The organism is Stenotrophomonas bentonitica, from assembly GCF_002887735.1.
Taxonomy (GTDB): Bacteria; Pseudomonadota; Gammaproteobacteria; order Xanthomonadales; family Xanthomonadaceae; genus Stenotrophomonas; species Stenotrophomonas bentonitica_A.
This window is the reverse complement of sequence record NZ_PKQP01000002.1, coordinates 569632-595131: the sequence shown is the minus strand read 5'-3', so window position 1 is coordinate 595131 and position 25500 is coordinate 569632. Positions and strand designations below refer to the sequence as shown.

Below are 25500 nucleotides of genomic sequence, written 5' to 3'. Positions count from 1 at the left end.
TTCGTCAAACTTTCCCGAACCTTGCGTCAACCTTGCAATGCGCATTCTGCTGATTGAAGACGACGCCGCACTGGCCGATGGCCTGGTGCGCGCCCTGACCCGCGCCGGTCACGCCTGCGACCCTCTCGCCCGCGGCCTGGCCGCGCCGTCGGCGCTGGCCAGCGTCAGCTACGACCTGGTCGTGCTGGACCTGTCACTGCCGGACATCGATGGCCTGGAGCTGCTGGCGCGGCTGCGGCAGGACGGCTTCAGCGTGCCGGTGCTGATTCTCACCGCACGCGACGGCGTGGAGGACCGCATCCGCGGCCTGGACAGCGGCGGCGATGATTATCTGGCCAAGCCATTCGCGCTGGGGGAACTTGAAGCCCGTCTCCGGGCGCTTGCGCGCCGCCAGTCCACCGCCCCCGCCCTGCGTCAGCTCGGCGCGCTGCGCTTGGACACCGGGACCCGCGAACTGCGCGTTGGCGAACAGCCGCTGGAACTCACCGCACGTGAACTCGCGCTCATGGAAGTCCTGCTGCAGCAGCCGGGCCGGATCGTGGCCAAACAGCGCCTGTTTGATGCGGTCTACAGCTGGGATCACGACGCCAGCCTGTCGGTGATCGAGGTCCACGTCAGCCGGTTGCGCCGCAAGCTGCAGGTAGCCGGCGCCAAGGTTGGCATCCGCATGCTGCGTGGCCTGGGCTACCGGCTGGAAGCCTGCGATGACTGAGGCGCCCTACAGCCTGCGTGGCGTGCTGCTGCGGCGCCTGTGGCTGCCGCTGCTGGTGCTGCTGCTGGCCAGTGCCGTGGGCTCGTTCGTATTGGCCAGGCACTACGCCGAGCAGGTTTACGACCGCTGGTTGCTGGACTCGGCCATGTCGCTGGCGCAGCTGACCGACGTCCGCGGCGACACCGTCCACATGGAGATCTCGCCCGCCGTCTCGCGCATGTTCACCTGGGACACCGTGGACCGGATCTACGGCGAGGTAACCCGTGCCGACGGCACGCGCCTGTATGGTGCAGCCGTCCTGCCTGGTGGCACCGCGCTGCAGGCCGAAGGCGCCGACGACAGCCCGGCCCGCACTTACTACGATGCCGTGATCGATGGGCAGGACGTGCGCGTTGTGCAGGTCGCGATGACACCCCCCGGCGCTGCCGCACCGATCCTGATCCGCGTGGCCGAGACCCGCACCAAGCGGCTGCGCCTGGAGCATCGCCTGCTGCTGGCGAGCATCCCGCTGCAGGGCACGATCCTGCTGCTGGCGGCATGGCTGGCGTGGTCGGGCACGGGCGCAGCGGCGCGGCACACCAACGGCGCCGCGCGACGGCTGGCCAGCGCGCCCCTGGATGCGTTGGCGCCACTGGATCCACGGGAGGCCGCGCCGCGCGAGCTGTGGCCGGCGGTGGATGCCTTCAACCAGCTGGTAAACCGGCTCTCGGCGATGCAGGACGCACAGCAGCGCTTCATCAGCAACGCAGCGCACCAGCTGCGCACGCCGCTGGCCGGCCTCCAGATCGAGCTGGAAAGCGCGCTGCGTGAACAGGATCGCGCAGCACAGCGCGATGCGCTGGCCGGCCTGCTGCGTGGGCTGACCCGACTGCGCCATCTCACCCATCAGTTGCTGATCCTGAGCCGCTCCGAAGACAGCGCCGGCGCGATGCTGGCGATGCGCCCGGTGGACCTTGCCGTGCTCGCCCGCGATGAACTGGAACGGCTGATGGACCGCGCCGTGGTCGCCGGTGTCGACCTTGGCTACGAGGGCCCCGATGCCGGCGTCATGGTGATGGGCGAGCCACAGCTGCTGCGCGAGACGATCAGCAACCTGGTCGACAACGCGCTGCGCTACGGCGCACTGGAAGGGATGATCACGGTCAGCGTGGAAACCACACAGGGCCAGACGCACCTGAGCGTCAACGACGATGGTCCCGGCATCGATCCGTCTTTGCGCAGCCAGGTCACCGAACGGTTCTGGCGGGGCGATGCCAGCGGCGACGGGTGTGGCCTGGGCCTGGCCATCGTGGCCGAGATCGCCGAACGGCATCGGGCCACGCTGGGCATCGGCCGCTCGGCGCTGGGCGGCGCCCAGGTCACGCTCGCCTTTCCGTCGCGTCCTGGGTGAACGCCGTTACTGCGTCCAGTACACGGCCTTGAGCGCCTCAGCCAAGCGGGATGCCGCTTCCTGCTGGCTGAAGGGTGGCGTGCGCGGCGGGTCATACACGTCCGGGCGCGTGCCGGCGACGACCAGATCGATCGCATAGCAGGCACCGTTGTGGACTGCGCGGTAGCTCTCGGCGCTGACGTAATGGCTCATGGCGGCATCACCGGCCGTGAAGTGGGTGAACGGCACGCCGCCGATATCGACAGTGGCCGATGCCGCAGGGCCCGTTGCTTCGGCCGGTGGTTCCAGGCAGGACGTGATCTGCTTTGCTTCAGCACTGCGGCCGATCCGCAGTTCGCCGGCCGTGACCCGATCCGATCCCTCCAGCACCAGCGCCACCAGCGGCGTCCCCTTGCTGTCCGGCGGTCCAAACAGCTTCCAACTGGGCGAGGCCAGGTAGTCACGCTGGAAATCGAGCGCAACCCGCACTCCCGCCACCGGACCCACCGCAATGCCCGGCTTCGCTTCCTCATACACAGGTGACGGCCGCTCGGCCGCTGCCGCGGCGGGCACTGGATCAGCGGCCTTCGCCGCGCCCGGATCAGCGCCGCTCGGCAGCGCCACGGGTGCGGCACCGTCCTCGCCCTGCGGCGAGCAGGCACACAGCAGCGCCGTCAAACCGGCTGCCATCCACCCTGCCCTGTTTCGGATCTGCGTCTGCATGAGAGGCTCCACTGGGAATGGGCCCAGACTGCCTCGGGATCCGTGAACGACGTGCCACGCCCTGGGGCGTTCGCGTTGGTGCGGCTGCCGGCGGGCAGGGGCTCCCTCCCCCACCCGCCTGGCCCTGTCCCTCAGTAGTCGTAACTCACACTGACCCGCAGCGAACGGGGCGCCTGACGCACGGTTGCCGCGCCATACAGCGGATCCGGCTGTCCCGGATCCAGCTCGGCGTACGGCGATTTCCACAGCGCCACCTGGCTGTTGAACACATTGAACACGTCCAGGTTGAAGCCCAGCCGACCATCGGCCACTGCCGGGCGGTAGGACACCCCCAGGTCAAGCTGCTTCAGCCACGGTAGGCGCCCCTGGCTCCCGGGAGGCGCCGGCTGGCCGTTGTAGAAGTGATACGCGATGCCGTAGCCGGATGGGTCTTCGAAGTCCGGCCCGTACGAGCCCAGCGCACTGAACGGCGAACCCGAGAGTACCTTCAGGTTGGCCGATACCAACCATTCCGGGGTGAGCTGGTAATAGCCGTGCAGCTTGAACTGGTGGGTATGGTCGTTGCTCTGTGGCCCGTTGGTGTGCTCCATCAGCTGGGCGTAGTCCCACGCCTGCGTGGTGGACACCGCCGTCTGGCCGATCCCCGAGAGCAACTGGCCTTCAGTGGTCCCGTAACTGCGTGACCAGGTGTAGTCGCCGCGGGCATACCAGCGGCCATCGAACGGATGTTCCAGCGAGAGGTTCACCGCGTAGTAGTTGCGCTTGAACTGCGGGAAGCCCATTTCCGCGTTGCTCAGCGGAACCGTCACGTAATTGCCGCCGGTATCGACCAGGTTGAAGGTATTGGCGCGCCCCGGATTGATCAGCCAGCAGCTGACCGGGTTGCTGTCCTTGGTCACGTTGTAGCCCAGGCTGCTGGCCTTGCCGAGTACCGCATCGATATCGCAGTAGTCGTCCACGCCGCTGCGCAGCACGCGGTAGGTCGCTTTGGCCCCGTACACCCAGTCCTGGCCGAGCGCCTTGCTGAAGCCGAGGATGAACTCATCCTGGTAGGACGGCTCGATGCCGGAGGTGGCCACGGTCTTCGCATCCGGCAGCAGGCCATAGTTGTTGTTGGCCGAAACAGGATCGGAGAACCGGGTGAGGTCTGTCGGATAGCCGTTGCTGTCGATGCCGCCGTAGGTGTAGTACGTCGAGGTGGCCAGCGTCGCGCCAGCGGCGTTGAACGCCGGGTTCAGCGGCAGCGCCAGGTAATAGCGCCCCACGTTGCCGAACACCTTGAAGCGGCCGTCACCGTCGACATCCCAGCTGAAGCCCAGGCGTGGCGCCCACTGCCCGCTGGTCTGCTTGATGTACGCGTCGCCATCGCGGTTGAAATTCGTGAACTGGTCCAGCCGCAGGCCAAGATTGAGCAGCAGCCGGTCGGTGACCTGCCAGTTGTCTTCAATGTACTGCGCCCGCTGCGACGCCCGTACCGAAGCCAGCGCGCTGTAGACATACTGGCGTACGTAATAGCCGTCCTCGCCATTGCGGATGCCACCGGTCGCCGGCACGCCCAGGCCGGTATTGATCGGCACGTTCGGGTTGGACTGCCCGTAGATCCAGTAGTAGCCATCGGCCGAGGCGACCGAACCGCGGTTCAACGCGCGGGCGTTCTGGTTGTCGATGCCGAGTGTGATGCTGTGGTCGCCCCACACGTAGTTCGCATCCAGGCGCAGGTTGTTGCTGCGGTTTCCGCGATCCGGATTGACCAGCAGCGAGGTGGTCTGCGCGTTGGTGATCGGCGTGCCACCGGTCAACGCCGGATTCTGCAGGTTGGGGCTGTTGAGGTAGGTCAGGCTGCCGTCGTAGGCCGGGTTGCCGATGTAGTCATCCGTGCGCATTTCGCCGTATTGCGCGCTGACGGTGAGCCGGTCGGTCAGGTAGCCGGTGTACTTGGCCGTCCACAGGTCGCCACCGGTCTTGGTGGTGTCGTCCTTGCCACGTTGGGCGCCACGGGTGAGCGTGTCGTAGTCATAGGCGAAGATGTCGCCACGGTATACATTGCGGCTGGAGGCGCCGGTCAGCTCCAGCAGGTGATTGTCGGTGATGTTCCAATCCACCTTGGCGTACCAGCGGGGGCGCTCGTACTCGTAGCGGGAATAGGAATTCGTCGCCTCCACATTCTTGACATCCGTGCCTTCACGGCGCTCCAGCTCGTAGGAGCCGAAGAAGAACAGCCGGTCTTCGATCAACGGGCCGCCGGCATAGATGCCCTGTGTGCTGACCCATTCGCGGTCCTTGCTCTCCGGCGCATACAGCGCGCCATCGCCGGGATAACGCACGTCGTCCTTGTCCGCACGCGTGGATGCCGGCTCCCAGGTGGCCTGGCCGCCGAAGTGCCACTGATTCGTTCCCCGCTTGCCGACCGCATTGATCACGCCACCATCGGAGCGGCCGTACTTGGCGCTGTAGCCTCCGGTGTAGATCTCCTGCTGGTCGATGCTTCCGTACGGCAAGGTCAGCCCGCCCAGGCCGCGCAGCGGATCGGTGCTGTTGAAGCCGTTGATGTAGTAGGCGTTCTCCGCTGCGGATGAACCGCCAAAGCTCACCAGCTGCGCGCCGGTTGGGCCGGCGTAGGTGCCGTTGCCGCTGTTGCCGATCACGCCGGGTGCGAGCTGGGCGATGGCCTCGGCCGAACGGCCCAGCGGCAGCCGCTGCAGTTGCTCTGCGGTGATGACCGTACGCGAATCCACGCTGCTCACATCGATCGCGGCGGCGGCACGGTCCGCGCTGACCTGGATGCCGTCCAGGCGGGTGACATCGCCGAACGATACTTCGGTACTGGTACCGACCGTCAGTGCGACGTCCTGGCGGGTCTGCAGCACCTTGCCGTCGGCGTCGCGCGCCTCGACCGAATACCGGCCCAGCGGAAGCTGGCTGATGGTATAGCGACCGCGCGCGTCGACGGTCACTTCGCGGGTGAGGCCGGTATCGCTGCGAACGAAAATACGCTGCGCCGATGGCGGCGCCTGGCCGGCGATCGCACCGGTGGTGGACTGTGCATGCAGGGTCGGGGAGGCGGTGGCAAGCAACACCGCCAACGCCAGCAATCGCGGGCGCAGGGAAGAACGAGCTGTCGTCATCGAAGGTCGTACGGGTAGTGGGGGAAGCCATGTCTGTGACCGCCTCGGGGCGGAACGGACATCGCACATTCATTAACCCCGCTCGCGCCCCAATGCAGAAATGCGCAGGCGTTATGTGGTGTTTGCCGATGGCGATATCGACAGTGAAGAAACCATGACACGGGTCACCGCGCAGGCAGGTTCTGCTTGGTTACGCGTACCGGGCGCAGGCGTGCGGCGCGTGACTCATCACTGCGGGGTCTGCCGTCATGAGTAATCTGCATCAGTGTCAGGCCATCCGCGGCCGCGCGGCTTCCTACAATCGAGCCTGTCTGCTGCCCTCTCCAACTGCCTGGATGTCCTGATGCGCCTTGCTCTGTCCCTTGGTCTGCTGGGCGTGGTTGCCCTGCTGCCGGCCTGCACGCCGGCCCCCTCTCCCGCCGACGCTGCGGTGCCCGCGGCTACCGCACCGGCACCTGCGGAGATCGCCTGGCGCCATGGCGACGTCGACGACGCCTTCGCCGAGGCGCGCGACAGCGGCAAGCCCGTGCTGCTGTACTGGGGCGCGGTGTGGTGCCCGCCCTGCAACCAGCTCAAGGCCACGCTGTTCAAGGATCCGGCCTTCATCGCGCTGACCCGTCAGTACGTGCCCGTCTATCTGGATGGGGACGAGGAAGGCGCACAGGCCTGGGGCGAGCGATTCGGCGTGCGCGGCTATCCGACCCTGATCGTGCTTGACCCGCAGCGCAACGAGCTCACCCGCCTGGCCGGTGGCAACGACAGTGCAGCCCTGACCCGCGCCCTCACCCTGGCTGCCAGCCGTCGCACCGCCGTGAGCGAGGTGCTGCAGCATGCCTTGACGGCACCACAGGATGTCAGCGCGGAGGACTGGCGCGTGCTCGGCGATTACGGCTGGGAAGTGGATGCCAACCGCCTGGCGGGCGAGCGCGATGCAGCGTCATTGCTGCAGCAACTGGCCACTGCTGCGCCCGAGCCGGCGCTGCAGCGGCGGTTCGCGTTGCTGGCGCTCGGTGCAGGCAAGCCGGACAACGCGCCGACCGCCGCGCAGCGCGACAGCACCCGCGCCCTGCTGGATGCCGTTCTCGCCTCCCCTGCGGAAGTGCGGGCCAATCGGGACCTGCTCGGCTATCAGGGCCCTGCCCTGGTGGCCCGCGCCAGTGCCACCCCGGACCAGGCCCAGCAACTGGGAACGCAGCTGCTGGGCGCGCTGGCTGCCGCCGATCATGCCCTCGGCGACAAAGCCGATGCGCGGCTCGGCACTGTCATCACCGAGCTTGCCCTGCAGCGCCAGCAGCATCCCGACCAGGACATTCCAGCGGCGCTGAAGGCCAAGGCGCAGCAGCGTGTCGCGGCCGCCGATGCCGCCGCGACCACACCACACGAACGCCAGGCCACGATCAGTACCGCCGTGTATGTACTCCGCCAGATCAAGAACGATGCCGCGGCCGAGAAGCTCCTGCTGGCCGAGCTGGACCGCAGCCAGACACCCTATTACTACATGCCCGAACTGGCCGAACTGGCTGAAGAACGTGGCGACAAGGCTTCTGCCATCTCCTGGCTGCACAAGGCCTACCAGGGTGCGCAGGGACCGGCCACGCGCGTGCAGTGGGGCGTTCTCTACGTTGAGGGGCTGCTGCGCTTGAGCCCGGACGATGCGCCGGCGATCGAGACGGCCACCACCGAGGTCATCGCCGATCTGGCTGCCCAGCCAGCCGGCTACCACCAGCGCACCCGCCAGCGGTTTGAACGGTTGGGCGGTGCGTTGCAGGCGTGGAGCCGCGACCATCACGGCGCGGAAAGCCTGACCCGGCTGCAGGCACGGATGACCGAAACCTGCGCGAAGGCCGCCAGCTCGACCGACAGCAGCGCAGGCTGCGAGCGGTGGCTGAAAAGCTGACCTGGCAGGTCAGCCCGTCGTCAGGAGCAAGGCGCCGCCCGTCGTTGGGCGGCGACCTCCAACGAGAGGATCAGCGGCGCGGATGCGCCAGCGCATAGTCCAGGCCGGCGCATACCGCCGCGACCTGCGCATCGTTGCATTCCTGCGGCGACGTCCGCGGGCTGTCCGGGTAGACCTCGGTGGTGGTGGCGTACAGCGCGTCGGTGAAGCCGGCGCAGGCGCCGATCGAACGCGATTCGCCCCAGACCACGCCCGGCGACTGCAGCGGCATGCCGATCAGCTCGCCATTGGCATCGGCCGGGGCGATGTGCGTGATCTTCTCCACTGCGGCGATCAACGCCTGCTGGAACGCCGGCTGCGGATCTTCGCTGTTGCCGATCACGTAGAAGCCATCGGGAATGATGTCCGGCACCAGGGCGATGCCATCGCGGGCGCAGCGCGCCGGATCGAACTCATGCAGGTCGCTGTCGGTTGTTTCGTGCAGGTCCAGGTGCACCAGCAGGTCATCGCCACGCGCGGCCATCCAGCGCATCAGCGACGCCGCTTCTTCGATCTGGCCATCACCACGGAAGCTGCGGTTGGGATCGATCGCATCGGGATTCCAGCGCTGGATGCGCTCATAGCCCCACGGGCTGACGCAGGGCGCCACGATCAGATTGATACGGCCTGCATACGCCTCGGCGTTCTGATCGAGGAACTGCAGCGCGCCATGCACGCCGCTGGTTTCGTAGCCGTGCACGCCACCGGTCACCAGCGCGGTCGGGAGTGCCGGATCCCACTCATGGCTGACCACCGCAAACAGCGGGTAATGATCCGGCGCGTAGTCCAGCTGCCCGTACTGCACCACATCGAAACGCTCGCCCAGGCGCTCGAGTGCGGCCACGACATCGTCGTGGTAGCTGCGCTGGCGCTGCTGGCCTGCGCGCCACCGGGCGCGTTCGGCGTCACCCCAGGGCTGGCCCGGCGTGCCGATGGGATAGAAATGCGTATTGCTCATGGTGGTACTCCAAGGATGTCATCCGGTCGCCGGACAGCTCACGCCGTCAGCGACACTGCACTGGATATTCTATCTGTGGCCGTGTGCATCCGGCTGTGCGGACTCCCAACGCTGACAGGTAAAGGGAGCCGGTTGCCCGGCTCCCTTTCCGTTCCGCTTTGGCCGTCAGGCCGTCTGCGCCGCTTCATACCCGTTCAAGCGCATGTCGCTGGACGCGCGCCCCTGGGTCAGCGAGCGAAGCGACGTGGTATAGCCACCAAGCCGCGCCAGCGGGGCATAACCCAGCACCTCGGCCTGCCCGTCCTGGTCCTCGATCGAGGCCACCCGCCCACTGCGGCGGTTGAGGTCGCCAACCACATCGCCGACGTTCCCCGACGGTGCGTGGATGGCGATCTCCATCACCGGTTCCAGCAGCTGCGTGCCCGCTTGGGCCAGCGCCGCTTTCACCGCTTCACTGCCGGCGCGATGGAAGGCCATGTCCGAGGAGTCCTTGACGTGGGTCTGTCCGTCCACCAGCGTCACCTCGACACCGACCACCGGATGCCCCAGCGGACCTTCGCCCAGTGCGGCACGCACGCCCTTCTCCACCGCATTGACGAACCCACGCGGAATCGCGCCGCCCACGATGCGATCGACGAAGGTCACCTCGCCATCCTCGCGCGGGGCGATGTCGATCAGTACCTGGGCGAACTGGCCCTGGCCACCGGTCTGCTTGGCGACCTTGCCTTCCACCCGCTGCACGGCGCGCTTCGGCGTTTCCTGGTAGGCCACGCGCGGCTCGCCGGTGCGGATGTTGACGCCCCACTCCGTGCGCAGGCGCTCGACCATGACCTCCAGATGCAGCTCGCCCATGCCCCAGATCAGGGTTTCACCGCTGTCCGTATCGGTCTCGACACGGAACGACGGATCCTCCTGCGCCAGGCTGGCCAGGCCTTGGCTGATGCGGATCAGGTCGGACGCCTTTTCCGCGGTCAACCGCCACGCCAGCACGGCCTGCTGCGCCTGGATCGTATCGAGCAGCAGCGGGCGCGAGGGCGCACTCAGCGTTTCACCGCTGACCGCTTCCTTCCAGCCCAGCACCGCCACGATGTCACCGGCCACGGCCTGCTTGATATCGTGGGTCTGGTCGGCCTGCACCCGCACCAGGCGGCTGACGCGTCGCCCGTGTGCGTGCTGCGAGCTGGCCAGTGCGTCGCCCACCTTCAGCGTGCCCGAGTACACCCGCACGAAGCTCAGCGCACCGTGGTTCTGGTGCGTGATCTTGAACAGCAGCGCCGCGAGCGGGCCATCCGGGTCGGGCGGCAGCCGCACGTCGGTGCCGTTCTCGGTGGCGACCACCGCTGGCCGATCCACTGGCGAAGGCAGGTAGTCGACCACGGCATCCAGCAGCGTCTCCACGCCTTTGCTCTTGAACGCCGAGCCCGCCAGTACCGGCACGCCCGCACCCGCCAGCGCGCCGCGACGGACCGCCGCGCGCAGTTGTGCGTTGTCGATCGTCTCGCCTTCCAGCCAGGCCTGTGCCAGCACGTCATCGGCATCGGCCACGGCTTCGATCAGGGCCTCGCGCTGCGGCAGCCACTGGGCAGCCTCATCGGCCGTCCAGGCGTGACGCAAGGCGCCGCCCTTGTCGTCCCACTGCACGGTGCTGCGGTCAACCAGGTCCACCCAGCCGCTGAACTGGCTTTCGGTGCCGACCGGTACGCCCAGCGCCCACGGGGTGGCGCGCAGCTTCTCGCGCAGCTGCGTGAGCACGCGCTCGAAGGAGGCACCGGTGCGGTCCATCTTGTTGACGAAGGCGATCAGCGGCACCCCGTGGCGACGCGCCTGGCGCCAGACCGATTCGGACTGGGGCTGCACGCCGTCCACTGCGGAGAACACCGCCACCGCGCCGTCCAGCACGCGCAGGGAGCGTTCCACTTCGATCGCGAAATCGATATGGCCCGGGGTGTCGATCAGGGTCAGGTGATGGATCGGCTCATCGCGTGGCGCCCAATGCGCCTGCACGGCGGCCGCGCCGATGGTGATGCCGCGCTCGCGCTCGATCGTCGAAAAATCGGTGGTCGCCGCGCCGTCGTGGACTTCGCCGACGCGATGGATCTCGCCGGTTTTCCACAGCAGGCGTTCGGTGAGCGTGGTCTTGCCGGCGTCGATGTGGGCAATGATGCCGAGGTTGCGCCGGAGGGAAAGGGTCTGGTGCGGGGTATGGGTGTTCATGGAATGGGTCTCGCTGCCAACATCGAGGAGCCGCACGCCGCCGTTGGCTAACGGGCGTGCGGCCAGGTTTGGGGCTCGGCGATCTGGTGCATGGCACGTTCTCCTTCAAACAGTTCTGGTACGTGGAAACGAAAAGAGCGCCCGGTGGGCGCTCTGCTCGGGGTCCAGGGTGACCGGTGTTCCGGTCAGCAGCCTCGCACTCCGATTGGCAGACGCGCCCGTGCCGCGTAAACGCGGGTCAGGGTAAAAAACGTCAGAAGCGGCATCGAAGTCATGGGGTCACCTGGGGTGTAGCCGGCATTGTAGACCTCTGACGGGCAGCCACAAGCCCTCATTGGATGCATCGGCGCAACAATGAAGACCACTTGGTCCGCGCACCTGCCATGGATGGGACGACAATGGTCGCTGCCCGTTCGAACATGCGAATGTGTCGCAATTGCGTATACCGTGCAAATCCTTAGAATGGCGGCCTATGCGTCGCTTCGGCGACGCCCGCGAGGCCGGCACTGCCGATGAGGCATCGAGCCGGCGCCCGCGCCCCTTCCTCCGCGTTGTCGAGTTGTTGCCCATGTCCTGCTCTCTGCCCCTGAATCCGCGCCGGTTGCGCCCCAACCTGCTGGCCCTGGCCTGCCTGGCCGCCGCACTCGTCCCCGCCGCGCACGCCCAGACCGCCACCGAGCTGGATGCCGTGCGCGTCAACGCCTATCGCGCCGCCAACAGCACCAGCGGCGCGACCAAGACCAGTACCGCCCTGGCGGAAACCCCGCAATCGGTGTCGGTGATCGAGCGCGCCGAGCTCGACGCCCGCGGCGTGCAGTCGCTCAACGATGCGATGCGCTACGTCGCTGGCGTCAGCCTGGAAAGCTCGGGCATCGACAACCGCGTGGACGACTTCCGCATCCGCGGCTTCGATGCCGGCAGCTGGTCCAACAACGTCACCCTGGACGGGATGCGTGCGCCGCAGGGCAGCCAGTGGAACCGCAGCATGTTCGACAGCTGGAATCTGGAACGCGTGGAAGTACTCAAGGGTCCGTCCGCCGTGATGTATGGCCAGGTGGCCCCCGGCGGCATGGTCAACCAGGTCAGCAAGACGCCGATGCCGGACCAGGCGCAGCAGCTCCGTCTGGGCGTGGATGCGAATGGCCAGTACAGCGCCGCCTTCGACGTCGGTGCCGGCACCGCGGGCGAGGATCACCTGTTCCGTCTGGTCGGCCTGTATCGCGACGGCCAGACCCAGATCAAGCGCACCGAACAGCAGCACTGGTTCCTCGCCCCCAGCTACACCTGGCAGCTTGCCGAACGTACCCGCCTGACCCTGCTGGGCATGTACCAGAAGGAGGATGGCGGCTCGACCTACCAGTTCCTGCCGGCTGCCGGCACGCTCAACCCGACGGCGTCGGGCTACATGAAGAACAGCACCTTCATCGGTGAGCCGGACTGGAATACCTTCGACCGCACCCTGTGGACCGCCGGCTGGATGTTCGAGCACCAGTTCAACGACCACCTCACGCTGACCCAGAGCGCGCGGCGCACCCACGTCGATTCGCTGTTCCGCAGCGTGGTCACCTTCGGCGCACTCAACGCCGATGGCCGCACCCAGAACCGTCGCGGCGTGATGGGCACCGGCGACTCCGATGGCGACACGTTCGACACCCGCCTGCAGGCCCGTTTCAGCACCGGCGCGGTGGATCACACCGTACTGCTCGGTTGGGATTGGCAACGTGCGGATTGGGAGGGCGTACGCAGCGCCATGAGCAGCCCGCGCCCGATCGACATCTTCAATCCGGTCTATTCGACCTACCGGCCGACAGTGACCACGGAAACCCCGACCGCCGGCATCAACCGGCAGAGCGGTGTGTATCTGCAGGACCAGCTGGCGCTGGGCAACTGGCGCATGACCCTGGGCGGCCGCTACGACTGGACCAAGGACGACAGCAGCAGCGCCAACCGCAATATCGCCACCGGCATCTCCACGCCGGGCGGGCGCAATGTGATCAAGAACGAGGCATTCACCGGTCGCGCGGGCGTGCTGTACGTATTCGAGAACGGGCTGACCCCGTATGTGAGCTACGCCGAATCGTTCCAGCCCTCGACCAAGTCGCCGTTGGACAGCTTCACCCAGACCGCGTTCGAGCCGGTGACCGGTTCGCAGTGGGAGGCGGGGTTGAAGTACCAGCCCGCCTCGGTGGACGGCCTGGTGACGCTGTCGGTGTACGACCTGCGCCAGCAGAACATGATCGTGGACGATCCGGTGGCGTCGCATCGCAACTGCGGCGCCACGGGCACGGCGACCTGCTCGATCCAGGGCGACGAAGGACGGGTGCGCGGCATTGAACTGGAAGGCCGGATCACGCCGATCGAGGGCTTCAGCCTGATCGGCGCCGCCTCGCGGATGGACTCGGAAATGACCCGCTCGGTGCCCTACAAGGGCAAGGAACTGGCGATGGTGCCCGATTACAGTGCCTCGTTCTGGGCGGACTACACCTTCCAGGCCGGCGCACTGCGGGGCCTGAGCCTGGCGGCGGGCGCGCGCTACAACGGGGTGAGCTACGGCGACAGCGCCAACGTGTACCGGATTCCGTCCTACACCCTGTTCGATGCGGCGATCCGCTATGACGTGGGCCAGATCGGCGGCACCCAGGTGCAGCTGGCACTCAATGCCAGCAATCTGTCCGACAAGCGTTTCGTGTCGACCTGCACCGGCGTGTCGTCGTGCTACTACGGCAGCGGACGCACCGTGATGGCAACCGCGCGCTTCGGCTGGTAACCGACCCTCCCGACAACGGTAGTGCCGGCCGCTGGCCGGCGCCCGTCACACCTTCAACGCGCCGGGAGAAATACCCGGCGCTAGGGATCGGTCACCACGACCAGCGGGACATCACGCTGCGGGTGACGCAGCACCAGCACCGGTTGCTGGTAGACCCGCTCGATATGCTCACGGGTCAGCACCTCGGTCGGTGTGCCATCGGCCGCCACGCGGCCCTGTTCCAGCAGCACGATCCGGTCGGCATAGGCGGCGGCCAGATTCAGATCGTGCAGCACCACGATCACGCAGGCGCCGGTATCGGCCAGTTCACGGACCGCGCGCAGCGTGCGTTCCTGATGGCGCAGATCCAGTGCGGCGGTGGGTTCATCCAACAGCAGCACCGGCGTGTCCTGGGTCAGCACGCGGGCGAAGGTCGTCCGCGCCGCCTCGCCACCGGACAGATGCTCCACCTCACGCTCGATCAAGGCGTGCAGGTCCGCACGCGCCAGCGCGTCGGCGATGCAGGCTGCGTCTTTCACCGGGTCCGGCGGATGCGGCAGGCGCCCCATCGCGACCACTTCGTGCACACGGAAGGCAAAACGGACCGCATGCTCCTGCGGCATCACCGCGCGCTCGCGGGCCAGCGCTTTGGCCTTCCACGCGGCCAACGGCTGCCCCTGCAGCAGCACCTCACCCTGCTCGGCCGCCAGATCACCTGCCGCCACCGCCAGCAGCGTCGATTTGCCCGCACCGTTGGGACCGACCAGTGCCGTCACCGAGCCGGGCAGGAAGTCCAGCGTGATGTCATCCAGGATGCGCCGCGCGCCGCGGCTGAGCTGCACCGACCGCAGCTGCAACAGCCCGCTCATGAACCGCTCCGGTGGCGCTGGCGCATCACCAGCCACAGGAAGAACGGCGCGCCGAGCGCGGCCGAGAACAGCCCCAGCGGAATCTCCGATGGCGGATCGAGCGTGCGCGCGGCGGTATCGGCGACCACGATCAGCAGGGCACCGGCCACGGCCGAGACCGGCAGCAGCCAGCGATGGCCCGGACCGACCAGCAGACGTACCACGTGCGGCACGACCAGGCCCACGAAACCGATCGAGCCGGCGAAGGCGACCGCAGCGCCCACCAGCAATGCACTGAAGGCAATCAGCTTGAGCCGGGTGCGTTTTACATCCAGGCCCAGGTGCTGGGCCTGGCGCTCACCGAGGGCGAGCATGTCCAGTGGCGTCGCCAGGCGCAACAGGGCGATCGTGCCGATCACGAACACCGGCGCCACCGCGATCACATCCATCCAGTCGGCCTGGGCCAGCGAGCCCATCTGCCAGAACACCAGCGACTGCAGTTCGCTCTCGCTGGCGATATAGGTCAGGAAGCCGATCACGGCCGAGCAGAACGCGGCGATCGCGATGCCGACCAGCAGCAAGGTCGCCGTGCCGCTGCCCTGCCCCGGCCGTGCCAGCAGGTAGGTCAGCGTGATCGCGCCACCGGCACCGGCAAACGCCGCCAGCGGCAACGTCCAGGCGCCGAAAGCACCGGCACCCAGCACGATGGCCGAGACCGCACCCAGCGCAGCGCCCTGGGTCACACCGACAATGCCGGGGTCGGCCAGCGGATTACCGAACAGGCCCTGCAGGCTCGCACCGGCCATCGCCAGTGCGGCGCCCACCATCGCGCCCAGCAAGGCACGCGGAATCCGCAGCTGCCACACCACGGCCAGATCGCGGGTGCTGACGCTGGCCGGATCGACCAGCCCCAGCTTCACCCCGATCGCCTGCAGCACCTCCATCGGTGGGAGCCGCAACGGACCCACCGCAAAGGATGCGATCACCGCGATCAGCAGACCGACCGCGGCCCAGATCAACACCGTCGCGCCACGGCGACGCGCAGGACTCGACACCACCATGCCTTACGCCCTCACGGGCGCGGCACCGTGGCGAAGGCGGCCGCCAGCGCGACCGCGCCACTGCCGGAAGCGACGCTGGCCGATTTCAGTTCCACATCCGGCATCACCCACACGCGGTTGGCCGCGCCGGCCGGCGTCTGGCGCAGCGTCGGGTACGCGCGCCACAGGCCCGCCTGGCCACCGAACAGGGCCAGATCGTTCTCGGTCACCAGGATCACGTCGGGCGCTGCTGCCACCACGCCTTCATTGCTCAATGCGGAATAGTTGGCCACGCCGGCTTCATCGCCGATGTTGATGCCACCGGCCAGCGTGATCAGCTTGCCCGAGGCGCTGTCCGAGCCGGCCACCGTCGGCGCCCCGCCGGCACCGGTCGCGGAAACATGGATCACGCGCGGATGCCACGCCAGCGCGGCACCACTCGCCTTGGCCGCATCCAGCTGAGACTGCACCTTCGAGGCCAGCGCTTCACCCTGCTCGGCCATGCCGACCGCCGCGGCGACCTTGCGCACCTTGTCGGCCGCCGGCTGCAGATCGTCGACGATCACCGCCGCCTCGCCCGCGCCACGCAGCTTGGCGGCCAGATCGGAATGGCGACGCAGGCTGTTGCCCAGGAACAGGGTGCCCTGCAGGCTCAACACGCCTTCCACGCCGGTGGTGCGGTTGAACAGGAATTGTTTGGGGGCCTTGCGGCCGGACTCGGTGGCCGAGCGCAGCGGCGCGGCGTACACCTGATCATCCAGGCCAAGGGCTTCGAGCACGGCGATGATGTCATCCCCACCGGCGATGATCTTCGAGGTATCGGTCACCGTCGTGGCCACGCCATCGTCGGAGGTGACCTGCGCCGGCAACTGCTGGGTGGCGCCCTCGATGTCCGGCACGTCCACGCCCACCACGCGCTGCCAACCCTCCGGCAGTGCTTCGGCGGACTGCGCGACGGGTGCCGCAGCGGCGTCGGCGGCAGGGGCGGCGGGCTCTTTCGAGCAACCGGCGATCACCGCGACCAGGGACAGGGCCAGCAGGCTGCGGCGGACATCATTGGACTTCATGGCAGTTCCTCTTCAATCAGAACGGCGGGGCTGTCCGCCCCGCCGTCAAAGCAACGCAGTGCGCTGAACTCAGTTCGCGCGGGTGCTGATGCGGGTGATGCGGTCGCCCTTGGGGTCCTGGGCATCACGCGACTTGTTGACGGCAAAGACGTTGCCCTTGCCATCCTCACGCACATGGTTCGGGAAGGTGCCGCCATCCAGGTTGCCGACCACCTTGCCGTTGCCATCGACCACCGTCACCGTGCCGGCACCGCGATTGGTCACGTAGGCCAGCTTGGAGACCGGCTCGAACGCCACGTTCAGCGCACCCGCGCCGACCGGCACGTCGTGCAGCACCTTGCCGCTGGCGACATCGACGATCAACAGGTTGTCGGTGCCCTGCGAGGCCACGTACAGGCGACCCGCCGCGGCATCATAGGCAACGCCGGAGGCGCTGATCGAGTTGCCCAGATCGATCACCTTCTCCACCTTGCCGGTGGTGGTGTCGATCACGGCCGCTTCGGGCGTGCCGATGCTGACGGTGAACAGCTTGCCGGACGCTTCATCCAGCACCAGGCTCATCGGGACGAACTTCTTGTCGTCCACGCCCGAGGCCAGGGTGATCGGCTCCAGCGGCTGCAGGGTGCGGGCATCGAACACCGAGAGATGATCCTCGCCGGCGGCCGAGGCGAACACCTTGCCATGACGTCCATCGACCACGATGTCGCGGGCATGCGGTACGGCGCCGACATCGAACTGGCGCACCAGCGACAGATCCTTCTGGCGATACACGGCCACGGTGTCCTGGCGGGTGTTGGTGACCCACACGTTGCCGTTGGCATCATCCACGCCCACGCCATACACCGCGAACACCGCACCGCCCTTGCCACCCGGAACTTCAGCCGGGGTGATCCTGGCGGTGACCTTCAGGCTCTTCGGGTCCAGCTTGAGCAGCTGCGACTGGGTCACCGGCGGGCGACCGACGGCGGCAGTGACGAACACCGCGTTGCTGGCCGCGCTGTACGCGGACTGATACAGCCCCTGGACCAGCTTGGCCGAGGTCTGGTTGAAGTTCTGCTGGCCGCTCAGCGGCAGGTTCGGCGAAACGCGCAGCGACAACACCGTCGCCGCGGACGGCTGGCTGGCACGCACGATCACCGGCTGCTGGCCGGGCACCGCATCGGAGGGAATCGCTACCTTGCCCTTGAAGTTGCCCTCGGCATCGACCACGTACGGGGTGGCATTGAGCACCGTCTCGCCACGCAGCAGGGTGACCTGCTGGCCCGGCACGAACTGACGGCCGATCACCTCGGCATCGCTGCCCGGCACCACGTTCTGGCCGCGGCTGACCACTTCACCACGGAAGCCGTTGGCCGGGGCATCGAAAACAGGCTGGGCGAACAGCGACGGGCTGGCCAGGGACAGCGCGAGGGCCAGGGTGGCGACACGCGGGAGGGATTTCAGGGTGTACATCAGCAGACTCCTTCTGTTGGGGGCGCGCCGGTTGGCGCGTTGTCACAGTGCTTGCCTTGGCGTGGCCGCGGTCCGTTGCGGCGGTGGCACAAGGCCACGGAACTGCCTGGGTATCGAAAAATCAGGGCGCCGGCGCGGGCGTGCCGCTGCGATCGGCGATGCCGTACAGCTGGCTCAGCGTGGCCTTGAGCGAGGCCGGCAGCATCGGCCCATGGCCAAGGCCGGGGAACTCGCGGTACTGCACCGTCAGGCCGGGCACTTTCGCCAACCGGCTGGCCAGCTGCTGCGCGGCATCCGGGGTCGCGCCGCCGATGCGGCGCAGGTGCGCGACCACGCGCGGATTGGTCATGTCGCGCACACCGCGGTTGCCCGTGCGCTCGTCACCGCCGAGCATCACCGTCACCTGCGCCGGCTGGCTCTGGTTGTTGGCGATGAACTGGCGTTCCATGTCGCCCAGCGGTGCGCCCTGGCTCCACCACAGTGACGGGCTGGCCGACACGTAATGCTGGAAGGCGGCCGGCCGGGTATACAGCGTACTGACCACGAACAGACCGCCGAGCGAATGGCCCCACAGCGACTGCTGCTGCAGATCGATGCTCGCGCGGCGCTGCACTTCCGGCTTGATCCGGCGCTCGATCAGATCCAGAAACGCATATGCGCCGCCACCGCTGGACTGCGACGTGCCGTTCTCATCGTCGGCGGTGTCGATCCATGCGGTGTAATCGCGGGTACGGGCGGGGGAATCGATGCGCAGGTCGTTGTCGTAACCGATGAACACCAGCACCGGCGCGGCGTGCGCGGCCAGGTCGGCCAGCATGGCCTGGTCCAGCACCATCGCCGCGGCATTGCCATCCAGCATGTACAGCACCGGGGCGGGCGTAGCGGCCGCCTTGGCCGGGACACCGATGTTCACGCGCCAGCGGCGGGCCTTGTCGGGGCTGTCCAGCACGAAATGTTCAAAGCGATAGCTCTGCGCCGGCTGGTCCAACACCGTCTCGCCAATCTTCTGTTCGGGATTGCGCTGCTGCGCCGCCGCGGGCGACAACGCCGCCATGCCGATGGCGGTGGCCACGCCCAACGTGCGCAGCCATGGCGATACGGAAGAGATCAGGGAGGAGGAAACGATCATGACAACCCGAAGCGAGAGACAGTGCTATCCCGCCAGTGTAACTCAAATGAGAATGGGTATCACTGACGTTGCGCAGAGCGCCCTGCCATCGCGCTCGCCATGCACGGGCTCAGCGCGCGCAATCGCCCGACGCCTTGCGCGCCGCGCCCACCGTTGCACCGCCCTTGCCGGCGACGGACATCCAGCCCTTCAGCGGGAAGCTGTCCGGCAGCGACGCCGCCATCGGCGCCGAGCCGATCACCAGCTCCCGCCAGGTACCCACCGGCTCCAGCTCGGCCAGCCGCGCGGCCTGGTCGTCATCGGTACTGATTACGTCATCCGCGCCGGAGGGCGCCTTGGCGGTCGTCCCGGTCTTGGTGGCCCTGATCCGCAGCTCGCCACTGGTCGCACTGGTCATCGCCACCGTGTAGTGCTCCTTGCCATAGGCCCACGGCGTTTCGTGCTGCACGGTGGCGGTCTGTCCTGCGGCAGGCAGTACCAGCGCATCGCCCGCGGCCGCCTGCACCATCGCCATGCCGCCCATCACCGCCATGTACATCCCGTACGCACGCATCTGCTTCTCTTCCTGCGTCTTCGCCTCGGGCGCACCTGGCCAGTTTGCCTCCAGATTGAAATGCGCCTTGCCGTTGCACAGCGTCAGCACCACCGGCGTGCCCTCGCCTTCGCCCAGACTGATCAGGCTGTCGCCGTTGCGGAACTGCTGCACATGGGCCAGCAATGACGCACCGCTCGGCGGCACCTGGTTCACCTCGATACGCGACGCCGCCTTCAGACGCTCGTTCAACGAGATCGTCATGGCAGCAGCGGGCAGCGCTGCGCCGATCGCGGCAGCAAGTACAAGCACAGGCAGGAAAACGCGCATGGCATCCAGTCCAAGAGGGCGGGACATCATACGCGTCCGGCCATCGCTCACTCGCACGCCCATGGCCCTGCACCGCGCAAAGCGCTCAGCTACGCGCCACCATCGCGGCGATCGTCGCCGCCAGCTCCTGCACGGCCTGCTGCGCGGTGATATCGCCCGTGGTGGCGGCATAGGAGAGCCCTTCGGCCGCGCCCAGCATGCCCCACAATCCCGCCTGGGCCAGCACGCCGGAGGGTGCGAACGGTGACAGCAGCGCGCCGCACTGCTCGAGAAACACGACGTCGTACTCGCGCTTGATCCGTGCCAGTTCGGGCGAACCGGCCAACGCCGCGATCACGCCGGGAATCTCACGCCCCTGCTTCATGACGCAGGCGACGTAGGCATCGGCAATGACCTGCGCCTTCTCGGCGAGCGTCGGACCGCTGTCTGCAAAGCGCGCTTCCATCACCACGCCCTGGCGCGCATCGAAATCCTGGTACAGCGCCGCGAGCAGACCGGCCCGCGTACCGAAATGGTCATACACCACCGGCTTGGTCACCCCGGCCTGCTCGGCCAATCGCCCCAGGGTCAGCGCGTCGGTGCCTTCCTCGCGCACCAGCCGCCACGCTTCCTCCAGCAACTGGCGCAGGCGATCGTCGCGGGTCATGCGGCGGCGAGGCGCCACCGGAACGGCAGAGTCGAGCGGGCTTGACATCGCTATATACCAATCGTAACTTACAGTTCGTAACTTACCGAAAGTATACAACCTCCTCCCCTTGGACGCGCATGCACACCCTGATCGTCACCTCTCACCCCCATCCCGACGCCCTGACCCAGGCCGTCGCCCGCCGCATCGCGGACGGCCTATCCACCGCCCCCGGCGCGACCGTGGAACTGGCCGACCTCCATGCCGAGGGCTTCGACCCCCGCTACACCCGGCACGACCTGGACGGCCACCACCGCCTGAGCGCGTTCCCGGCCGATGTACTGGCCGAACAGGCCCGCCTGGACCGCGCCGACGCACTCGTGCTGGTGTTTCCCGTTTACTGGTGGAGCATGCCGGCGCTGATGAAGGGCTGGATCGACCGCGTCTTCACGGGCGGCTGGGCCTATGACGACAGCAGCGGCCAGGGCGTGCTCAAGAAACTGGGGCGCCTGTCCGTCCATCTGGTCGTACTGGGGGGCGCCGATGCGCGCACCTGGCACAAGCGCGGCTACACCGAGGCTATGAAGACCCAGATCGACACCGGCATCTTCGATTACTGCGGCGCGCCGGTGCTCTCGTCCACGCTGCTGCTGGAGACCGACACGGGTGATGCTCAGGCCCACCTGCACAGTGCGTTCGCGCTGGGCGAGCGGATCGCAACGGCAGCGACGGCAGCGCGGTGAGCGGAGAAGACAGCACGCAATGCGACGTGGCTGAAGGACCGACACGAGCATGACGCGCCGCACGCTTCATGAATCGCGACAGCACCTCGCGCATCAACTGTGACGTGCGGCAGGCGCCGGCGACCGCCGGCGCTTTACTCTCCGGCGACCGCCTCGCCCCGCACGCCACCTTCGCCCGGACCCTGCATGAAGTACTTCCTTGTTCTGTTGCTGTTGCTGCCCGCAACGCAAAGCCACGCCCTGACCTTGACCAACCCGGCGTGGCGCGTCGAGATCGATCCTGCAACGCTGGCGGTGACCGCCACCCAGTCCGACGGCACCACCACCCGCATCTCTTCGGCGGGCGACGCCGGCACGGTGTCGGCGCTGAAGCAGACCGCCGCTACCGGTCGATGGCAATGGGGCGATGCAACGCAGGTACGGGCCGAGCTGGTCGGCGATACGCTGCAGATGCACTTCAACCGGACCACCGAGGGCAGCGTGCACTGGCCGCGACTGCCCGCCGGTCCGCACGCCCTGTTGCTGCCGCTGCACGAGGGCTACTACCTTCCCGCCGATGACACCGTCTGGCGGGATGAACTGCTTGATGCCTACGGCGAGATCAACACCACCGAAGACCTTACCCTGCCCGTGATCGGCCTGGCGTGGCCGGATCGCGTGCTGTCGATCCTGTTCGCGACACCCTTCAACAACACCGTTCACTTCAGCGCCGATGGGCCAGGCGTCGCGGTCGCCGCCGAGCACCACTTCAATGCGCTCAACGTGTCTGAGCCGTATACCGTCATCGTCAGCCTGGATGCGCCGGATTGGCTGGCGCCGGCCAAACGCTACCGGGCGTGGCTGCAGGCGCAGGGCGGCTTCGTGCCGCTGAAGGACAAACTCGCCGCGTTGCCGGACGGTGAGAAGCTCATCGGTGCCAGCCACCTGTATCTGTGGGGTGACCGCCTGCTGGTGGAACAGGACGTGCGCGACTGGGCGACGCTGAAGGCGCTGCTGCCACGCGCGTGGATCCAGAAGGATGACGAGGCGTTGGAGGCGTTGGCGGCCGCACGCAGCGGCCCCTATGTGCAACAGGTGTTGGTGGCCGCGATCAATGCCGCGCTGGCGGAACAGTTTCCCGGTGACACCGCCCAGGCCATGCAGCAGCGCCGGCACCAGCTGGATGCAACCTTGGGCACGGCGCTGCAGCCCGAGGCGTTGCGGGGCGACAGCGCGTCGCCGCAGATGATCCGCGCCCTGCAGGCCGCGGGCCTGCCGCGCCTGTGGCTGGGACTACCGGACTGGACGGCGGGCTGGGCGAGCCCGGGCGGCGTGGAAGCAGGCGTACAGGCCGGCTACCTGGTGGCGCCGTACGATTCCTATGACACCGCCCTGCCCGACGGCAACGACAATCCGTCCTGGCTGTCGGCCCAGCTCGGCCAGGACGCGTTCGAGCGCTGCGGAATCATGAAACCCGATGGCCAGCGGATCAAAGGGTTCCAGGGCAGCGGGGTGTATACCAACGCAGCCTGTATCCGGCCATTGATGGAACGTCGGGTGCGGGACCTGCGCGCCACCACGCCCTACAACAGCTGGTTCCTGGATGTCGCAGCGACCGGCATGCTGTTCGATGACAGCGACCCGGCCAAGCCCACCCCGCAGGCGCAGGATGCGGCCAACCGCAACGCGGCCCTCGCCTGGCTGGCCGATACCCAGGCACTGGTGGTCGGCTCGGAAGTCGGCTCGGCCGTGGTCAACCGGCATATCGTCTTCGCGCACGGCGCGCAGACCGCCGGGTTCGGCTGGCGCGATCCGCAGATGCGCCGCGAGCGCGACTCGCCGTACTACCTCGGGGCGTGGGCGCCGGAGCACCAGCCTGCCTTCTTCTTCAAACAGAGCCGGCTCAAGCCCCGCTACCAGCAGCTCTACTTCAATCCGGCCCGTCGCCTGCCCTTGCTGCAGGCAGCCTTCCACGACAGCGTGGTCAGCACCCATCACTGGACCCTGGACAGCCTCAAGTTCCGCGAGAGCCGCAGCACCACCGAGCTGCTGCAGCAGCTGTACAACGTACCACCCCTGCTCAACCTCAGCGTGGCGACCGCCCCGTCACGGATCGCCTACCTGCGCCAGCTGGACGCGTTCTTCCGTCCCGTGCATGAGCACTTGTTCGACCAGGCACTGACCGACTTCCGCTGGCGCGATGCCGCCGGGCAGGTGCAGCAGACCACATTTGCCGATGGCAGCGTGATCGTGGCGAATTTCTCCGATCAACCACGACAGGTGGATGACCGTCCGCTTCCGGCGCGCAGCGCGACCGCCCGCCTGGCAGACGGCCGTACGCTGGAGTTCATTTCGCCGGCGGGGCCGTAGGCCGGCACGCCACCCGACCTGTGCGCCCGCGGACCTGCCCCCCCCCCGGACGTGTGCGCGCCCACCGCTCCGGTGAGCGCGCCAAGGCGTCACTCCTTCGCCGCTTCCGCCTTCCACGCAGCGACCTTGGCCCTGGTCTGCGTCAACAGCGCATCCAGCGCCGTGCGGTCATAGCCCTGGCCGCGCAGCACGACGTACTGGATGCCGCGCGTGGCCTCGATATCCTCCAGTGGATTGCGCTCCAGCAACACCAGGTCGGCCGCCTTGCCGGGCGCGACCGCACCGTAACGATCCAGGGTGCCGAACCAGGCCGGGCCCGCGCGCGTGGCCGCGGACAGGGCCTGCGCCGGGGTCAGCCCTTCCTTGACGAACAGCGACAGCTCGTCATGCAGGCCGATACCGGGATAGTTGAACGAGTTGAGGAAGCCCGCATCGGTACCGGCCATGATCGTCACGCCGGCCTGCTGCAGCATCGGCAGCACCGCGGCGACCTGGTGGTACTCCTGGTGCCGCGCGTCGATCTGCGCCGGGGTCGCCTTTGCCGCGCGCTCGACGCGCCAGGCGTAGGTGGCCTGCAGCTTCGGGCCGATGTAGGCCAGGTAGGGATCGTTGCGATGGTCGTCCTGGTCCAGGAAGTCCAGAATGCGCCCGCCATTGAGGGTCGGCGTCACGAACACGCCTTTGGCCGCGAAACCACGATAGGCGGCCATGGCGGTGTCACGGTCAAAGCCCGCATCCAAGCGCGCGTTGGCCTGCGCGCGATCGATGCGCTTGGCGCCGAAGTCCGCGGCGATCGCGGCTTCATCGTTGACGCCCGCCTTGTAGGCGTAGTCCAGGTGTTCGATCGAGCTGATGCCCGCATCGACCGCCTGCTGCACGGTCAATGCCATCGGAATATGCCCGGATGCACGCAGACCGTTGGCGCGTGCACCGCGCACGGCCGCCAGGAACAATTCCGGGGTCAGGGTGCTGTCGGTGATCTTGACGAAGTCGACGCGGTCGCGCTTCAAGCGCACGAACGCCGCATCCAGGTCCGCCTGCGAGCCGACTTCGATGGTGCCCTTCCAGACCGGCTTGATGCCTTCGATCTTGGCACCCGAGGTGAACAACTGCGGGCCGGCCAACCGGCCGCTGGCGATCTCGCCGCGCCACTGCAGCACCTGGTCGGGCAGATCGCCGGAGGCGTCGCGGATGGTCGTGATGCCATGGGCGATGTACAGCGGCAGCAGCGCCTTGTTCTCCTCAATGAGCTCCGGGCCGCCCCCGAAATGCACGTGCATGTCCCACAGGCCCGGGATCAGATAGCGCCCCTTGCCGTTGACCTCCTCGCGGGCCTTCCACGCCTTGCGCATCGCACGATCACTGCCCATCGCCACGATGTCCTGGCCGCGTACCACGACGGTCTGGTCCGGCACGGTGGAGGCATGCTCCACATCGACCACGGTCGCATGCCGGATCATCAGGTCGGCCTGCTCGGCCGCGAATGCGGAAGGGGCCAGTGCAAGCAGCACCGGAAGGGCAAGACGCAGGGACATGGGCAATGCACCGGAAAATGGAGAACCGGGCCACCTTACGGTCGGGCCCGGTCCATTCACCAGTTAA

18 protein-coding genes are annotated in these 25500 nt (G+C 67.6%); 6 read left to right on the top strand and 12 right to left on the bottom strand.

What is annotated here, in order from left to right; all coding sequences use genetic code 11:
• Nucleotides 1-37: 37 nt before the first annotated feature.
• Both C0R07_RS07010 and C0R07_RS07005 read left to right on the top strand, forming a co-directional pair.
• Nucleotides 38-712 carry a response regulator gene (locus C0R07_RS07010; RefSeq protein WP_070471562.1) on the top strand — a complete coding sequence of 225 codons (675 nt, stop codon included), beginning with the start codon at nt 38-40 and terminating at the stop codon, nt 710-712.
• Entirely contained in the window at nt 705-2102 is a 1398-nt protein-coding gene (locus C0R07_RS07005) for a sensor histidine kinase (RefSeq protein WP_102788490.1), read from the top strand. The genes C0R07_RS07010 and C0R07_RS07005 overlap by 8 nt, the downstream gene beginning before the upstream one ends.
• 6 nt (nt 2103-2108) lie before the next feature.
• Here C0R07_RS07005 and C0R07_RS07000 read toward each other — a convergent pair whose 3' ends face one another.
• Together C0R07_RS07000 and C0R07_RS06995 are read right to left on the bottom strand one after the other, a co-directional pair.
• On the bottom strand, nt 2109-2804 hold the full coding sequence (locus tag C0R07_RS07000) for a hypothetical protein (protein ID WP_139146311.1): 696 nt from the start codon (nt 2802-2804) through the stop codon (nt 2109-2111).
• 131 nt (nt 2805-2935) lie between these two features.
• Complete coding sequence (locus C0R07_RS06995; protein WP_102788488.1) at nt 2936-5929, bottom strand: TonB-dependent receptor; 2994 nt, start codon at nt 5927-5929, stop codon at nt 2936-2938.
• Nucleotides 5930-6272: 343 nt separating this feature from the next.
• Here C0R07_RS06995 and C0R07_RS06990 point away from each other — a divergent pair, with 343 nt between their 5' ends.
• Complete coding sequence (locus C0R07_RS06990; protein ID WP_102788487.1) at nt 6273-7826, top strand: thioredoxin family protein; 1554 nt, start codon at nt 6273-6275, stop codon at nt 7824-7826.
• 70 nt (nt 7827-7896) lie between these two features.
• Here C0R07_RS06990 and C0R07_RS06985 read toward each other — a convergent pair whose 3' ends face one another.
• Both C0R07_RS06985 and fusA read right to left on the bottom strand, forming a co-directional pair.
• The gene (locus tag C0R07_RS06985) at nt 7897-8823 is read right to left on the bottom strand and encodes a M14 family metallopeptidase (RefSeq protein ID WP_046272433.1); all 927 of its coding nucleotides are present in this window, start codon (nt 8821-8823) and stop codon (nt 7897-7899) included.
• A 165-nt stretch (nt 8824-8988) separates the two neighbouring features.
• The gene (fusA, locus tag C0R07_RS06980; protein ID WP_102788486.1) at nt 8989-11037 is read right to left on the bottom strand and encodes an elongation factor G; all 2049 of its coding nucleotides are present in this window, start codon (nt 11035-11037) and stop codon (nt 8989-8991) included.
• A 568-nt stretch (nt 11038-11605) separates the two neighbouring features.
• Here fusA and C0R07_RS06975 point away from each other — a divergent pair.
• Complete coding sequence (locus C0R07_RS06975) at nt 11606-13804, top strand: TonB-dependent siderophore receptor (RefSeq protein ID WP_102788516.1); 2199 nt, start codon at nt 11606-11608, stop codon at nt 13802-13804.
• 80 nt (nt 13805-13884) lie between these two features.
• On the opposite strand, the gene C0R07_RS06970 is transcribed toward C0R07_RS06975, so the two are convergent.
• The 7 genes from C0R07_RS06970 to C0R07_RS06940 all read right to left on the bottom strand — a co-directional run bounded on the left by C0R07_RS06970 (nt 13885) and on the right by C0R07_RS06940 (nt 20827).
• A complete protein-coding gene (locus C0R07_RS06970; protein WP_102788485.1) occupies nt 13885-14652 on the bottom strand; it encodes a heme ABC transporter ATP-binding protein in 768 nt (255 codons plus the stop codon).
• A complete protein-coding gene (locus C0R07_RS06965; RefSeq protein ID WP_102788484.1) occupies nt 14649-15692 on the bottom strand; it encodes a FecCD family ABC transporter permease in 1044 nt (347 codons plus the stop codon). Before C0R07_RS06965 ends, C0R07_RS06970 begins: the two co-directional genes overlap by 4 nt.
• An 11-nt stretch (nt 15693-15703) precedes the next feature.
• On the bottom strand, nt 15704-16738 hold the full coding sequence (locus tag C0R07_RS06960; protein ID WP_052727467.1) for a heme/hemin ABC transporter substrate-binding protein: 1035 nt from the start codon (nt 16736-16738) through the stop codon (nt 15704-15706).
• Between the two features lie 69 nt (nt 16739-16807).
• Entirely contained in the window at nt 16808-18190 is a 1383-nt protein-coding gene (locus tag C0R07_RS06955) for a YncE family protein (RefSeq protein WP_046272436.1), read from the bottom strand.
• A 121-nt stretch (nt 18191-18311) separates the two neighbouring features.
• Nucleotides 18312-19319, bottom strand: a complete 1008-nt coding sequence (locus tag C0R07_RS06950) for an alpha/beta hydrolase (RefSeq protein WP_102788483.1) — start codon at nt 19317-19319, stop codon at nt 18312-18314.
• Between the two features lie 109 nt (nt 19320-19428).
• The gene (locus C0R07_RS06945) at nt 19429-20208 is read right to left on the bottom strand and encodes a hypothetical protein (RefSeq protein WP_146027582.1); all 780 of its coding nucleotides are present in this window, start codon (nt 20206-20208) and stop codon (nt 19429-19431) included.
• 58 nt (nt 20209-20266) lie between these two features.
• A complete protein-coding gene (locus C0R07_RS06940) occupies nt 20267-20827 on the bottom strand; it encodes a TetR/AcrR family transcriptional regulator (protein WP_254427791.1) in 561 nt (186 codons plus the stop codon).
• 119 nt (nt 20828-20946) lie between these two features.
• Here C0R07_RS06940 and C0R07_RS06935 point away from each other — a divergent pair, with 119 nt between their 5' ends.
• A complete protein-coding gene (locus C0R07_RS06935) occupies nt 20947-21549 on the top strand; it encodes an NAD(P)H-dependent oxidoreductase (protein WP_102788480.1) in 603 nt (200 codons plus the stop codon).
• A 186-nt stretch (nt 21550-21735) separates the two neighbouring features.
• Entirely contained in the window at nt 21736-23898 is a 2163-nt protein-coding gene (locus tag C0R07_RS06930) for a glycoside hydrolase (RefSeq protein ID WP_102788479.1), read from the top strand.
• A gap of 89 nt (nt 23899-23987) precedes the next feature.
• Here C0R07_RS06930 and C0R07_RS06925 read toward each other — a convergent pair whose 3' ends face one another.
• Nucleotides 23988-25433 carry an amidohydrolase family protein gene (locus C0R07_RS06925; protein ID WP_070471572.1) on the bottom strand — a complete coding sequence of 482 codons (1446 nt, stop codon included), beginning with the start codon at nt 25431-25433 and terminating at the stop codon, nt 23988-23990.
• Between the last annotated feature and the right edge of the window lie 67 nt (nt 25434-25500).